Raw genomic sequence first — 14,151 nt, 5'->3', positions numbered from 1 at the left:
GCATGGACTTCGCGTTCGACGCGCGCACGGAGGAACTGCGCGCCAAGCTCCTCGCCTTCATGGACGAGTACGTCTACCCGGCCGAGCCGGTCGCCGAGGAGCAGCGGGCCGCGCTGGCCTCGCCGTGGGACACCCCGGCCGTGGTCGGGGAGCTCAAGGCGGAGGCCCGCAGGCAGGGCCTGTGGAACCTCTTCCTGCCCGACGCCGAGTACGGGGCGGGGCTGACGAACCTCCAGTACGCGCCGCTCGCCGAGATCACCGGCCGCTCCCCGCACCTCGCGCCGACCGCGACGAACTGCGCGGCGCCGGACACCGGGAACATGGAGGTGCTCTCGCAGTTCGGCGACGAGCAGCAGAAGAAGCAGTGGCTGGAGCCGCTGCTCGCCGGTGAGATCCGCTCGGCGTTCGCGATGACCGAGCCGGAGGTGGCCTCCTCGGACGCCACCAACATCACCACGCTCATCGAGCGAGCCTCCAACGGTGCGGACGAGTATGTCATCACCGGCCGCAAGTGGTACATCTCCGGGGCGATGAACCCGGACTGCAAGATCTTCATCGTGATGGGCAAGACCGACCCGGACGGGCCGGACATCCGCCGCCAGCAGTCCATGGTGCTGGTCCCGCGCGACACGCCTGGTGTCACGGTCAAGCGGGCCATGCAGGTGTTCGGCTACGAGGACCACTCCCACGGCGGCCACGCCGAGGTGATCTTCGACCACGCGCGCGTGCCGGTGTCCAACCTGATCGGCGAGGAGGGCGGCGGCTTCGCCATCGCGCAGGCCCGGCTCGGTCCCGGCCGTATCCACCACTGCATGCGGCTGATCGGCATGGCGGAGCGGGCGATCGAGCTGATGTGCAGGCGGGCCGTCTCCCGCACGGCCTTCGGCAAGGCGCTCGCCCAGCAGGGCGTGGTCCACAACTGGATCGCCGACGCCCGGGTGACGGTCGAGCAGCTGCGGCTGCTGGTGCTCAAGACGGCCTGGCTGATGGACACGGTCGGCAACAAGGGCGCCCACGCGGAGATCCAGGCCATCAAGATCGCCACGCCCCGTGCGGTCGTGGACATCATCGACCGTGCGATCCAGCTGCACGGCGCGGGCGGTGTGAGCCAGGACTTCCCGCTCGCCGAGCTGTACGCGAGCGCCCGCACCCTGATGATCGCGGACGGCCCCGACGAGGTGCACCAGCGGTCGCTGGCGCGGCGGGAACTGAAGAAGTACCTGTAAGGCACCAGGCATGGGTAAGGGGCGGTCGCCAGGGCGGCCGCCCCTTACCAGTGCGCTGCTAGGGGCGCAGCGCCCGCAGCAGCAGGTCGGCGAGGTGGTCGGCGACCTCCTGGGGGCTGAGCGGCCCGTCGGGGCGGTACCACGTCGACAGGTGGTGGACGGAACCGAAGTGGTAGTCCACCACGAGGTCGGCCGGGGTGGCCGTGGAGAAGACGCCCTCCCGCTGCCCCTCCTCGATCAGCGCACGGAAGCGTTCGTGGTAGCGCCGGCGCTCGGCGCGCACCTGCTTGTTCTTCTCCGGGCTCAGGTGGTGCATGGAGCGGAAGAAGATCATCGCGTCGTCGAGGTTCTCGATGGTGGTGACCACCACGTCGGCCGCCGCCCCCCGCAGCCGCTTCTCGATGGGCTCGTCGGCGTTCGCGAAGGCGTCGAGGCGCTCCTGCTGGATGCGCAGCACGCGCGAGTACACCTCGTGCAGGAGGTCGTCCTTGGAGCCGAAGTAGTGGTACAGCGCCCCCTTGGTGACGCCGGCCGCCTCCACGATCTCCTGCACCGAGGTGCGGTCATAGCCGTGCTCGGCGAAGAGCCGGGTGGCGGCGGCGAGCAACCGCTGGGGGACGGGGGTGCCGTCTGAGTCCGTCGTCCTGGGCACTGCCGCCACCTGCCTTTCTGTAGTTCTACTGACTGTCGTGCGCGCGGGAGCGCAGTTCCCGACGCAGGATCTTGCCAGTTGCCGTCTTGGGCAGGTCGGGCAGGATCTCCACCTGGCGCGGGTATTTGTAGGCCGCCAGTCTCTCCTTGCAGTAGGCGGCCAGTGCGTCCGGGTCCGCCTCCGCGCCGGGACGGAGGCTGATGTACGCCTTGACGGTTTCGCCACGATAGCCGTCCGGCACCCCGACCACGGCCGCCTCGCGCACTCCGGGGTGGGTGTAGAGGACGTCCTCGACCTCGCGGGGCCACACCTTGAAGCCGGACGCGTTGATCATGTCCTTCTTGCGGTCGACGACGTACAGCCAGCCCTGCTCGTCCATGAAGCCGATGTCGCCGGTGCGCAGTTCGCCGCCGGGGAAGGTCTCGGCGGTGGCGTCGGGCCGGCGCCAGTAGCCGGGTACGACCTGCGGGCCGCGTACGACGATCTCGCCCTGCTCGCCGAAGGGCACCTCCGCGCCCTGGTCGTCGACGATGCGTACGACCGTGTCGGGGCCGGGCACGCCGACCGCCAGCGTCCCGGAGACCGGGTCGACGGGTGCTTCCCGGCCGGGCGGCACGCTCGCACAGGGCGCGGTGCACTCCGTCAGCCCGTAGCCGTTGCGGATGTAAGGCCCGAAGCCCGCCCGGAACTTCTCCACCAGCGCGGGCGGCAGGGGCGCGCCGCCCGAGGAGATGACGCGGAAGGAGGAGAAGTGGTCCGGGGTGACGGCCGGCTGGGCGGTCAGCGCCATGAAGGCGGTCGAGGGGCCGACCGTGTAGTGCGGCCGGTGCTCGGCGAACGCGTCCAGGACGACCCCGGGTTCGAAGCGGTAGGCCAGCACCAGCGTGCCCGCACTGTCCAGGCAGGCACCGAGCTGGCAGACCATCCCGGTGATGTGGAACAGGGGTGCCAGCGCGAAGTAGACCGGCGCGTCGGGCAGGTCGAGGCCGGTCCGCTGGCGCTCGGCGTTGTACATGATGTTGGCGTGCGTGTTGGTGGCGCCCTTGGGGGTGCCGCTGGTGCCCGAGGTGTAGCTGATCAGGGCGGTGTCGTCCGGGGCCGGGGCACGGTTGTCGGGTGCCTTGTCGCCCTGCCGGGCGACGGTCGCGAGGTCGTCGGCGTCCGCGGCCTGGGGCAGCCGCTCGAAGGAGAGCACGCGTGCGTCGTCGCGGGTCTGGAGGTCCAGCTCGCAGGCGGTGAGCACGATCCGCACGGTGGAGCCGGCGGCGGTGTTCCGCAGGTACGACTCCCAGGCCCGGTCGGCGCAGACCAGTGCGGTCACCTCGGCGTCCCGCAGGACGTGGGAGACCTCGCCGGACTTGTACATCGGGTTGACGGGGACGACGGTCGCGCCCGCCTTCCAGGCGCCGAGCAGGGCGAGCACGAAGTGCGGGGAGTTCTGCAGCAGGATGGCGACCCGGTCGCCGCGCACGAGGCCGCGGGCGGCGAGGTGCCCGGCGAGGGAGTCGCTGAGTTCGTCGGCCTCGCGGTAGGTCAGGCGGCCGTCGAAGTAGGTCAGGAACGTGCGGTCCGGGGTCTCGGTGACCACGCGGCGCAGGGCGTGCACGAGGGAGGCGTCGGGGTGGATCGGGGCGCGCTGGGCGTCGTCGAGGAGGCCGAGCCAGGGCTTGGCCGCGTAACGGGACTCGGTCACCGGGTCTCCTCCCACTGGCGCTGGATGTGGTTCATGCCGCGGAGCCAGCGGTCGGGGTCGGTGGCCCGTGCCCGGTAGTAGTCGGCCGCCTCGGGGTGCGGCAGGATCAGGAAGCGGTCCTCCTCGATGCCCTTGAACAGGGCGTCAGCGACGTCATCCGGTTCGATCGCGGTGGGCTTCAGGACGATGTCGCCCGCGCTGCCGGTCGCGGCCAGCATGTCGGTGCGGACGCCCTGCGGGCAGATCGCGTGCACCTTCAGGCCCCGGTGGCGGTAGGTGAGCGACAGCCATTCGGCGAAGGCCAGCGCACCGTGCTTGGTGACGCTGTAGGAGGGTGCGCCGATCATGGTGAGGAGACCGGCGGCCGAGACGGTGGAGACGAACCGGCCGTGACCGCGCTCCAGCCAGTCGGGCAGCAGCGCGTGGGCCGCGCGGACGTGGGCCATCACGTTGACGTCCCAGGACAGCGCCCAGGACCGCTCGTCGAGGGGCTCGCCGGCGCCCGCGTCCTCGAACGCCACGCCCGCGTTGGCGCAGTAGACGTCGATCGTGCCGCCGAGCGCGTCCCGGGCGTCGCCGACGGTTCCGGAGGCGTCACCCGGCACCGCGATCGCGCCGATCTCCTCGGCGACGGCCTCGGCCCGCCCAGCGTCCAGGTCGTTGACCACGACCCTGGCCCCCTCGGCGGCGAACCTGCGGGCCAGCGCGGCCCCGATGCCGCCACCCGCCCCGGTGACGACCACTCCCGCATCCTGCACGGCTTCCACCACGGTCTCCTTCGACACGACGCGACTCGGCTCTGCCTCGCCAGACTAACCAGTCGGTATGTGTAAAAGGAAGGGTGACCCGGCCACACTCGGCATGCGCCTTCCACACTCACGGAGGTCCCCCATGCGCCTGGCCAGACGGAGTCTTCTCGCATCGGCCACGATGGCAGCAGTGCCCGCGGCACCCGTCGCGACGACGGAACCCGGCAAGCGTGTGCGAACCGGATTCGACCACCTCTCGGCCGACGGCTACACCCTCCTGTCCGGCCAGAAGGCCGGCATCGTCACCAACCCGACCGGCGTCACCCGGGACGTCCGCCACATCGTCGACGTCATGCACGCCGACCCCCGCGTCAGGCTGACGGCGGTCTTCGGGCCCGAGCACGGGTTCCGGGGCACCGCGCAGGCCGGCGGCTCCGAGGGCCGCTACGACGACCCGGCGACCGGGCTGCCGGTCTACGACACCTACCTCAAGAGCGGGCAGCCGCTGGCCGACGTCTTCACCACGTCGGGTGTGGACACCGTCGTCTTCGACATCCAGGACGCCGGGGCGCGCTTCTACACGTACATCTGGACCCTGTACGACTGCATGGAGGCCGCCGCGCTCGCGGGCAAGCGGTTCGTCGTACTGGACCGGCCGAACCCGGTGACCGGGCGGTCGGCCCTCGGGCCGGTGCTGCACCGGGAGTTCGCCACCTTCGTCGGCCGGCAGCCGATCGCGCAGGCGCACGGGATGACGGTGGCCGAGCTCGCGCTGCTGTTCGACGCGGAGTTCCTGGGCGGCCGGGTCGCGCCAGAGACCGTACTCATGACGGGCTGGCGGCGGCCGGAGTTCTTCGACGCCACCGGGCTGCCCTGGGTGCCGCCGAGCCCGAACATGCCGACACCGGACACCGCGCTGGTGTACTCGGGGACCTGCCTGTTCGAGGGGACCAACCTCTCGGAGGGGCGCGGCACGACCCGGCCCTTCGAGCTGCTGGGCGCGGACGGCATCGACGGGCGGTGGGCCGAGGCGGTGAACGGGCTGGGGCTGCCGGGGGTGCGCTTCAGGGAGGCGTATTTCGCGCCGACGTTCTCCAAGTTCCAGGGGAAGACCGTCGGCGGGGTGCAGATCCATGTGCACGACCGGGCCGCGTACGACCCCGTACGCACCGGGATCGCGCTCCTGGCGACCGCGAAGCGGGTCTGGAGCGGTTTCGGCTGGCGCTCCGACAACTGGATCGACAAGCTCACGGGCTCCGCGCGGGTCCGCACGATGATCGACGCCGGCGCGGGCACGGACGAGGTCGCCGGTGCCTGGCAGGAGGAACTGGCGGCGTTCCGACAGATCCGGAAGGAGTACCTCCGCTACCGGTGAGACGCGACGTATGGCCAACTCCGTCCCCCGGTAGGACGATGCGTCCACATCGCACCACTTCGGGGGACGAGGGGGCCTGTCATGGCGGATCCTGCGATGAGTGTGACTCCCTACTGGGAGCTGACCTTCGACGCGGACGGGGACGTGGACGGCCGGGAACGGGACCGGCTGCTCAGGGAGGTCCCGGGCCACGGCGTCCACGACCTGATCGTCTTCTCGCACGGCTGGAACAACGACCGCTCGGAGGCGACCGCGCTCTACCGCCGCTTCTTCGCACCGATCCCCGGGCTCGCGCCGCAGGCCCGGATCGGGTACGTGGGTGTGGTGTGGCCCTCGATGCGGTTCTCGGACGAGCCGATCCCGGACTTCCCCAGGTCCGTGGCAGCTGTGGAGGCCGAGGCCGCGCCGCGCCCCGCGCTCGACAAGGACACCCGGCAGGCGCTGCTGCGGACCTTCCCCGACCGGACCACCGTGGTCGACCGGATCGCGGGGCTGCTGGACCGGCAGCCACCCGAGGAGGCGGCGCTGGAGGAGTTCGGGCGGCTGGTGCGGCTCCTGGTCGAGGTGGCCCCGGATGGGCCGCAGGCGCGGTGCGCGACGGACACCGCCGCGGACGGCGAGCCCGGCATGCTCTGCGGGGACACGGCGGCGGCCTGCGAGGAGTTCGGGCAGGCCCTGGCGGCGCTCGAGTCCCCGGGCCCGGCCGAGGGGTTCTCGCTGCCCAACCCGTGGCACGGGGCACGTGAGCTGCTGCGCCAGGCGACGTACTACGCGATGAAGCGGCGGGCCGGCACCGTCGGGGAGCACGGCCTTGGCCCGGCCATCGGGCGGCTGGCCGGTGCGGCGCCCGGGGTGCGGGTGCACCTGGTGGGGCACAGCTTCGGCGGCCGGCTGGTGTCCTTCGCGCTGCGCGGACTGCCCCAGGGGGTGCGGGCGGTGAAGTCCGTGACGCTGCTCCAGGGGGCCTTCTCGCACTACGCCTTCGCGGCCGAGCTGCCGCACGACCCGCGTGCGGCCGGGGCGTTGCGGGATCTGCACCGGCGCGTCGACGGACCGGTGGTGTGCTGCTACTCGCACTACGACGCGGCCCTGGGCACGTTCTACCCGCTGGCCTCCCGCATGGCGGACGATCCGCGGTCGGTGGCGTGCTTCGACATCGGGCACGTACTGGGCCCCGAGTGGGGCGCGATGGGCCACGACGGGGTGCAGGCGGTGCCGGGCACGCGCGCGCTGACGCTGGCCGAGGCGCTGGGCGGCCGGCTGCCCGGCTCGGGATGCGTGAACGTCGACGCGGCGGCGGTCGTCCGGAACGGCGGCCCGCCGGCCGGCGCGCACAGCGACATCGTGCACCCGGAGCTGGCCCGGGTGGTGCTGGCGGCGGGGCGCGTCACCTGACCCCGCCGCCGGCACCCCGGTGTCACCGGTGAGAGGTGTACTCCACGACCTGCTGGAAGGTCGGGCGGTTCTGCCAGCTGATCTTGCCGTGCTTGATGCCGCCCAGGGTGCGCTGGACGATCGAGTCGGCGCACCACTGGTCGCCCGCCGAGCACTGGTCGTCGCCGGGGTAGACCTGGGCCGCGGTCATTCCGGCCGCCGTCTTGAGCGTGCTGATGAGGATGTCCCGGCAGGAGCTGAGGCTGCCGCCACCGCAGTACTTCTGCGCGAGGCCGCCCTGCACGGACTCCCCGAGCACCGCCCGGATGTCCTTGTCGACATAACTCCACCAGCCGTACTGGAAGGAGCTGCCGGCGTGCGAACCGGTGGGGCCGTGCCCGGCGGACGGCGCCTCGTCGACGGGCAGGTTGTTGGTGACGGCGGTGTAGAGGTCGCTGCCGAGGCCGGGTTGGAACTCGCCCTTGACCAGCAGCGGCCACCAGGCGTCGAGGATACGGATGGCGTCGGCGTTGCCGTACGTCTTGGAGCCCGCCGAGGTCTCCGTGCGCTTGGCACCCGCGGTCACCCAGGCCTGCAGCTTGCTGACCGCCGCGGCCGCGGTGGAGTCCGTGACCGTACTGCTGTTGACCACCTTCAGCAGCTTCGGCAGCACGTCCTCGGCCCGCAGATCGGCGAGGGCCGCGTCCGCCATGGCCTTCACCAGCGCGGTACGGGTCACCCCGCCCGCCGCGACCAGCTTCTTCACCCGGTCCTCGAGCAGGTTGCCGCGGTGCACGGACCCGTCGCCCCAGGAGGCGGTGGTGTAGTCCTTGGCCTGCTTGTTGTTCCAGGAGACGTAGTAGTCCTGGTCGACGGAGTTGGGGTGGGCGGAGGCCGGGGTGTAGTCGGCCGTGTTGGTGGCCGGGTCCCAGTTCTTCCACTCGTACGCCGCCTGTCCCCACACCGGGAACTCGGCGTCGACTCCGCTCGCGCGCACCGGGTTGTCGCCGCTGTTGTAGTACGCGGTGTGCTGGGAGTCGGCGTAGAACCAGTTGAAGGTGTAGTTGATGTGCTGGGCCGCGCTCTGGAAGTCGGCCGGGCCCTTGACGTAGTCGGGGTCGTTCAGCATCTGGAAGCCGATGATCGAGTCGGCCTCGTGCAGGTAGGAGGAGCGCAGGGTGGTGTAGGCGACCTTCTTGCCGCCGACCGTGGCCCGGTACTCCACCGGCCCGTACTTGGTCCGCCACACCCGCATCGTGTACGAGCCGGCCGCGGTGCCGTCGGCGGTCGTCGGCTTCCAGGCGTTCGCCTGCTCCACCTTGTCCATGGCGGTGCAGGTGCCGTGGTACAGGTAGTGGTAGTCGTCCTGGCACAGCTCGACCGCGTAGGAGTCGATGATGTCCTGGCCGGAGGTCGTCGCGCTCCAGGAGTAGTCCTGGCCGCGGCCGAGTTCGACGTACATGCTCAAGCCCGCGAAGGAGGCGCCGCGGGCGCTGATGCCCGGGCCCTGGATCTCCTGGAGCATGAGCAGCTGCGGGGCGAAGTAGCCGGTCTGCGGTCCGAACACGGCGATCGGGTGGCCGCTCTTGGTGTATTTGCCGCTGACCACGAGGGCGTTGGACATGCCGCGCTTGGCGGAGCTCAGGGTCGTCTTCGCCGCCGTGGCGGAGGTGCTGGTGGCACTGGCGGTGGCCGCGCTGCCGGTCCGGTCGTAGACCAGGGGCTCCTGGGTCACCGAGCCCGCGTCGGGCAGTGCCTCGCCCTGGGCGTCGTCCGGCTTGGACGCGTACGGGAAACTCTCGCCGTTGTGGACGGTGAGGACGGCCTCGGGGTCGTTGCGCTCACGGAAGGACTCCCAGACCTTGGTGCCCTCCTCCACGCCGTACTTGGACTGGGCGGCGATCAGGGACAGGGCGTTGTTGACCTCGCCGCCACCGCCGGAGCCGAACAGCGAACCGATGACCGAGGCCAGCGCCACCAGGTCGGTGATCTTGAAGTGGTCGATGGTGCCGGCGTTGGTGATGGAGTCCTTGTGGCCGGTCAGGACGTACTCGCCGGGGAAATAACGGCCGCTGTCGGAGGCGTCGATGTAGGAGTTGATGCCGGCGAGATAGGCGTTGGCGTCGGCGAGGGCCTGCTGGCCGCGGGCGCCGTTCTTGGCGACGGCGTTGTCGATCTGCGCCTGGAGGTCGGCCTCGGTGTAGGGCGCGTTGCGGTAGAACTCCTGCTCGAGGCCCTGGTTGGACGCGGCGCCGCCCGCGAAGGTGGTCAGCTGCCCGCGGCCGACGTGCCGGAAGACGTCCATGAGCCACAGCCGGTCCTCGGCGGCGGCATAGCCCGCACCGAACTCGGTCCCGTATCTGGTGGTACCGGTGATGTGCGGCACACCGGTCTTCTTGTCGCGGACGATCGTCACGTCGCCGCGGCCGGCCGGCTTCTCGGTGGAGGCGACCTGGTCGGAGGGCACGCCGAACGAAGCGTCGTTGAAGAACGTATTGATGGTGGAGTCGGTGAGGGTCGAGTAGCCGGTGGCGAGGTTGGCGTAGGGGCCGAGCTGGTCCTCGGCATGGCTGGGCTGGGTGCCGAACGCCTGGTTGAGCAGTACCTGGGCGAGGGTGGCGTTGCCGTTCTCGCCGGGCGGCAGGATGTCGGAACACTGGCCGCCGCAGTAGTCGTTGGAGGCCGTGGCCGCGCTGGCGGTCACCTGGGTCAGCGGAGACAGAAGACCGGCGATGAGGACGCATATCGATGCCGACTTCAGGAACCCGGAGAACCTGCGGGGAGTTCTCAGTCTGTCGAGTGTGGTGCGTGGGACGCGCCGGACCATGGCAGCTCCTGGGGAGTGGGGGTGCGCAGACGTTACCGCCGGTATCCCCGGGAGTGAAGATGAACATGCGTCACTTTTTACAGAGGCTTTCGGGTTTGGCCGGGCAGTCAACCCGGGGCGTCTTATGGGAGGGCATCGGAAAACGTATGGAGCCGGATGGCGTGTCGATACGTCTACTCGTCGACGTCGGTACGAGGACTCCGTACGACGACGCCGAAGTGACCGAAGTACAGGTACAGGTGTGACGGAGGTGCAGGGCGATGGCCGGTTTCCGGAGTCTGGCGAGACAGGTGCGCGATCCGCGGTGCGATCTGGCGCTGCGGCGCTACTCGCTGCGCAAGTGCCTTGAGCGGTTCGCGCCTTACGGGCACAGGGCGACCTGGGACCATCTGTGCTCCCGGGCCGGGTTCGGTCCCGAGGACCGCTCCCCCGATCCGGCGCGGCTCGTGGCCGCGTTGGAGGAGCTGGAGGAGGCCCGGGCGGTCTGGCTCGCCTACGAGGTGGAGTTCGCCGAGCGCCGCAAGAAGGAGAAGCACGACGGGCTGCGCCGGCCGGGCAGCGTGGACGACTGGCACCGGCTGACCTGGGGCGGCTTCGGGGTCGCCTGGTGCGACGACCCCCGCGTCCACCCGGATGAACCCCTCGCGGAGGTGCTGCGGCGCCTGATCGCCGCCCTGGAGCGCGAACCGGGCTCGGCCTGCCCGGTGTGCGACGGGGAACGCCTCGTCTGGAGGTACGACCTGGACCACGAACCCTCGTCGGGCCCGGTCTGCACGGACTGCGGCATCCTCGTCCCCCGACCCGTCCTCACCCCCGAGTCCCTGGCGTACGTCAGGCGCGGACGACTGCTCATATCGGCCTGACCCAAGCGGGGTGCGCAGGGGATGCCGCACCCCCGTCTACGCCAGGTCGGTGGCGGGGGGGGGCGTCGGGGCCGGGACCCTAGCAGTCCCAAATCCGGTCGCTCCACCCCTTTGCCGTGGGGACAGTTGGGGTCGATGAAATCCTTCTGAGCACCCCAGGAGTCCCCATGTCGACTCCCCCACTCTCGACTTCGCTCGAGCGGGGGGACCCCCACCGCGTCACCGCCGAAGTGCTGACCGTCCACGAGCACCCCAATGCCGACGCGCTCGAGCTGGCCCAGGTGGGCCTGTACCGGGCCGTCGTCGCCAAGGGCGCGTACCGCACCGGTGAGGCCGCCGTGTACATCCCCGAGCAGTCCGTGCTCCCGGCCCCGCTGATCGAGGAGCTGGGACTGACCGGGCGGCTCGCGGGTGGCGACCACGACCGGGTCAAGGCGGTGCGGCTGCGCGGGGAGGTGTCGCAGGGCATCGTGTGCCGGCCCAAGGCGCTGACCGGCGTCGATCTGGCGCGGGCCGCGGCCGAGGGCACCGACTTCGCGGAGCTGCTCGGCATCACCAAGTGGGTGCCGCCGGTGCCGCCCACCATGGACGGCGATGTGGAGTCCGCGCCCGAGTTGCTGCCCTGGGTGGATATCGAGAACATCCAGCGCTATCCGGACATCTTCACGCCGGGCGAGCCGGTGGTGCTCACCGAGAAGCTGCACGGTTCGGCCTGCCTGCTGACGTACGTGGCCGACGACGACCGGGTGTACGTGTCCTCCAAGGGCTTCGGAGCCAAGTCCCTGGCCCTCAAGGAAGACCCGCGGAACCTGTACTGGCGGGCCGTGCGCGGACACGGCGTCGCCGAGGCAGCCGCGGGGCTCGCCCGGCGGCTGGGGGCGCGGCGGATCGGGATCTTCGGGGAGGTGTACGGCGCGGGCGTGCAGGACCTGACGTACGGGGCCGACGGGCGGCGCGAGACGCTCGGGTACGCGGTGTTCGACGTGTCGGCCGAGGTCGACGGGGCGGTGCGCTGGCTCGACGCGGTGGAGCTGCTGGAGGGGGAACTGCCTCTGGTGCCACGGCTGTTCGAGGGGGCGTACGACATCGAGCGGGTGCTGGAGCTGGCCGGCGGACGGGAGACCGTGTCGAGGCGGGAGCTGCACCTGCGGGAGGGAGTCGTGATCCGGCCCGCGGTCGAGCGGTACAGCCCCGTGACCGGGGGACGGGCGATCGCCAAGGCGGTCAGCCCGGCCTATCTGACACGGAAGGGCGGGACGGAGTACGAGTGAGCAGGTCGGCGGCCCGCGGCCACGCGGGCGGCCCCGGCCCATGCCCTCCTCAGCCCTGGGGAGACTCCACCAGCAGCCGGGAACCCGCCCGCCGTTCGCCGAAGGTGTCGTTCGGGTTGGACAGGACGCATGCGCTGAAGGAGAGGCAGCCGCAGCCGATGCAGTCGGTGAGGTGGTCGCGGAGGCGGCTCAGGTGTGTGATGCGCTCGTCGAGTTCGGAGCGCCAGGCCTCGGAGAGGCGGGCCCAGTCCTCGCGGGTGGGGGTGCGCTCCTCGGGGAGTTCGGCGAGGGCGTCGCGGATCGTGGCCAGCGGGATGCCGACGCGCTGGGCGGCACGCACGAAGGCGACGCGGCGCAGCGCGTCGCGGGTGTAGCGGCGCTGGTTGCCAGGCGTGCGCCGGCTGCTGATGAGGCCCTTGGACTCGTAGAAGCGCAGGGCGGAGACGGCGGCACCGCTGCGCGCGGACAACTGGCCGACGGTCAGCTCGTGGATCTTCTCGGGGATCTGGGGCACCCCGCCGACCCTACCGACCGCCTGTCGTTGACATCGACCCCCGCACCGACCATGCTAAGCAGTCGCTTAGGCATGCCATCGACACCGTGACGCGAGAGGCCCTGGACATGGCGGAACCGAGGATCTTCACCTCCCCCGACGAGCTGAAGGCGGCCGTGGGCGAGCAGCTGGGCCACACCGACTGGCTGGAGGTCGACCAGAAGCGGATCGACCTCTTCGCGGACGCCACCGGCGACCACCAGTGGATCCACATCGACCCGGAGAAGGCCGCCGCGGGCCCGTTCGGGACGACCATCGCGCACGGGTATCTGACCTTGTCGCTGCTGCCCCTCTTCGGCCCCCAGCTGATCAAGGTCGAGGGCGTGAAGATGGGCGTCAACTACGGCACGAACAAGGTCCGCTTCCCCGCCCCCGTACCCGTCGGCTCCCGGCTGCGCGCCACCGCGCAGATCACCGGCGTCGAGGACGTCACCGGCGGCGTCCAGGTCACCGTGGGCTTCACCGTGGAGCGCGAGGGCGGCGACAAGCCGGTCTGCGTCGCGGAGTCGGTGTCCCGCTACTACCTCTGAGCGGGCCGGGCTGTCCTACCCGGCCCCGACCATCCGCAGCACGAGGTCGGCGTAGAGCGCGCCGACCTGCTCGGGCGTGCGGGGACCGTCCACGTTGAACCAGCGGGCGACGTCGATGCACAGGGACAGCACCGCGAGGGTGGTGCCGTGCACGTCGATCACCTGGAACTCGCCCGACGCCACACCCTCGTCGATGATCCCGCGCACCTCCGCGTCCACCTGGCGGCGCAGCGCGAGGATCTCGGCGCGGGCGTCCGGCCCGAGCGCGTCCAGTTCGTACTGCACGACCCGGGCGGTCGTCCGCCGTCCGGCGTGCCAGCGCACGAAGGAACTCACCGCCTCGGCGAGCCGCTGCGTGGCGCTGCCCTCGCCCCGGGCCGCCGTGCGCAGGATCTCCAGGGCCTTGTCGTGGCCGATCCGGCTGATGCGGTGAAGGAGCTCTTCCTTCGTCTTGTAGTGGATGTAGAGCGCGGCCGGGCTCATGCCCGCGCGGCCGGCGATGTCGCGGGTCGTCGTCGCGTGGTAGCCGCGCTCGGCGAAGGCCTCCACGGCGGCGACGAGCAGTCGCCGTGCCGCGTCAGGGGTGACCTCTTCCCACGGCTCGATCTCGCCGCCGGTCGTCTCCTGAGCCGTACTCATCGCTCGCTCGCCCCTCTCGGTACAGGAGCTCCACCATACCGCCGAAGCTGAGCGAGCGCTTAGTGTGCCCGCTCGGGGCTTCTCAGGGCCCCATCCAGAGCTTCTCAGAGCTTCTCGAAAGGGTCGTGCTCGGCGAGGAGCTTCTCCAGCCGGGCCTGGTCCACCCGGCTCACGATCTGCCCGGCCTCCTGGCGGTCCCGGATCACCTTGGCGAGCGTGAAGGCGGAGGTGACCAGGTAGAGAACGGCGATGCCGAGGAAACCCCGCACCCAGGCGTTGGCATCCAGACGGAAGATGCCGACGGTGGTCGCCATCATGGCGAGCGCGAAGGAGGCGACGGCCTGGCCGTAGAACGCGGCCGTGCTCTGCTGCTTGACCGATGTGTCACTCATGGGGACA

At 70.9% G+C, this 14,151-nt stretch carries 13 protein-coding genes; 6 read left to right on the top strand and 7 right to left on the bottom strand.

From position 1 onward, the window contains the following. The first annotated feature begins 2 nt into the window (after nt 1-2). Nucleotides 3-1,226, top strand: a complete 1,224-nt coding sequence (locus ACH45E_RS17370) for an acyl-CoA dehydrogenase family protein (RefSeq protein WP_361440581.1) — start codon at nt 3-5, stop codon at nt 1,224-1,226. Nucleotides 1,227-1,284: 58 nt separating this feature from the next. Here ACH45E_RS17370 and ACH45E_RS17365 read toward each other — a convergent pair whose 3' ends face one another. The 3 genes from ACH45E_RS17365 to ACH45E_RS17355 are packed head-to-tail and all read right to left on the bottom strand — an operon-like array spanning nt 1,285 to nt 4,341. Then, on the bottom strand, nt 1,285-1,878 hold the full coding sequence (locus ACH45E_RS17365; RefSeq protein WP_361440578.1) for a TetR/AcrR family transcriptional regulator: 594 nt from the start codon (nt 1,876-1,878) through the stop codon (nt 1,285-1,287). A gap of 25 nt (nt 1,879-1,903) precedes the next feature. Continuing rightward, on the bottom strand, nt 1,904-3,571 hold the full coding sequence (locus tag ACH45E_RS17360) for an AMP-binding protein (RefSeq protein ID WP_361440575.1): 1,668 nt from the start codon (nt 3,569-3,571) through the stop codon (nt 1,904-1,906). Continuing rightward, nucleotides 3,568-4,341 (bottom strand): SDR family NAD(P)-dependent oxidoreductase, encoded by a 774-nt coding sequence (locus tag ACH45E_RS17355; protein ID WP_361441465.1) that lies wholly within the window; start codon nt 4,339-4,341, stop codon nt 3,568-3,570. Before ACH45E_RS17355 ends, ACH45E_RS17360 begins: the two co-directional genes overlap by 4 nt. Before the next feature lie 121 nt (nt 4,342-4,462). Between ACH45E_RS17355 and ACH45E_RS17350 the strand changes: the two genes are divergently transcribed. Together ACH45E_RS17350 and ACH45E_RS17345 are read left to right on the top strand one after the other, a co-directional pair. Next, complete coding sequence (locus ACH45E_RS17350; RefSeq protein WP_361440572.1) at nt 4,463-5,695, top strand: DUF1343 domain-containing protein; 1,233 nt, start codon at nt 4,463-4,465, stop codon at nt 5,693-5,695. An 81-nt stretch (nt 5,696-5,776) separates the two neighbouring features. Further along, a complete protein-coding gene (locus tag ACH45E_RS17345) occupies nt 5,777-7,090 on the top strand; it encodes a serine-threonine protein kinase (RefSeq protein WP_361440569.1) in 1,314 nt (437 codons plus the stop codon). A gap of 22 nt (nt 7,091-7,112) precedes the next feature. Here the strand turns inward: ACH45E_RS17345 and ACH45E_RS17340 are convergent, their stop codons facing one another. Further along, entirely contained in the window at nt 7,113-9,896 is a 2,784-nt protein-coding gene (locus ACH45E_RS17340; protein ID WP_361440566.1) for a penicillin acylase family protein, read from the bottom strand. Nucleotides 9,897-10,156: 260 nt separating this feature from the next. On the opposite strand from ACH45E_RS17340, the gene ACH45E_RS17335 reads away from it, so the two are divergent. Together ACH45E_RS17335 and ACH45E_RS17330 are read left to right on the top strand one after the other, a co-directional pair. Continuing rightward, nucleotides 10,157-10,759 (top strand): hypothetical protein, encoded by a 603-nt coding sequence (locus ACH45E_RS17335; protein WP_361440563.1) that lies wholly within the window; start codon nt 10,157-10,159, stop codon nt 10,757-10,759. A 167-nt stretch (nt 10,760-10,926) separates the two neighbouring features. Beyond that, entirely contained in the window at nt 10,927-12,030 is a 1,104-nt protein-coding gene (locus tag ACH45E_RS17330) for an RNA ligase (ATP) (protein ID WP_361440560.1), read from the top strand. Between the two features lie 49 nt (nt 12,031-12,079). On the opposite strand, the gene soxR is transcribed toward ACH45E_RS17330, so the two are convergent. Continuing rightward, nucleotides 12,080-12,544, bottom strand: coding sequence for a redox-sensitive transcriptional activator SoxR (soxR, locus tag ACH45E_RS17325; RefSeq protein WP_361440557.1), 465 nt, complete (start codon nt 12,542-12,544; stop codon nt 12,080-12,082). Between the two features lie 107 nt (nt 12,545-12,651). On the opposite strand from soxR, the gene ACH45E_RS17320 reads away from it, so the two are divergent. After that, nucleotides 12,652-13,113, top strand: coding sequence for a MaoC family dehydratase (locus ACH45E_RS17320; RefSeq protein ID WP_361441462.1), 462 nt, complete (start codon nt 12,652-12,654; stop codon nt 13,111-13,113). Between the two features lie 15 nt (nt 13,114-13,128). Here the strand turns inward: ACH45E_RS17320 and ACH45E_RS17315 are convergent, their stop codons facing one another. Next, a complete protein-coding gene (locus tag ACH45E_RS17315) occupies nt 13,129-13,752 on the bottom strand; it encodes a TetR/AcrR family transcriptional regulator (protein WP_361440554.1) in 624 nt (207 codons plus the stop codon). 104 nt (nt 13,753-13,856) lie between these two features. Further along, nucleotides 13,857-14,144, bottom strand: a complete 288-nt coding sequence (locus ACH45E_RS17310; protein ID WP_361440551.1) for a YiaA/YiaB family inner membrane protein — start codon at nt 14,142-14,144, stop codon at nt 13,857-13,859. Between the last annotated feature and the right edge of the window lie 7 nt (nt 14,145-14,151).

Source organism: Streptomyces sp. NPDC020299 (assembly GCF_044387825.1).
Classification (GTDB): domain Bacteria; phylum Actinomycetota; class Actinomycetes; order Streptomycetales; family Streptomycetaceae; genus Streptomyces.
Note: the sequence above shows the minus strand (reverse complement) of the source record. Positions and strands in the feature narration are given on the sequence as shown.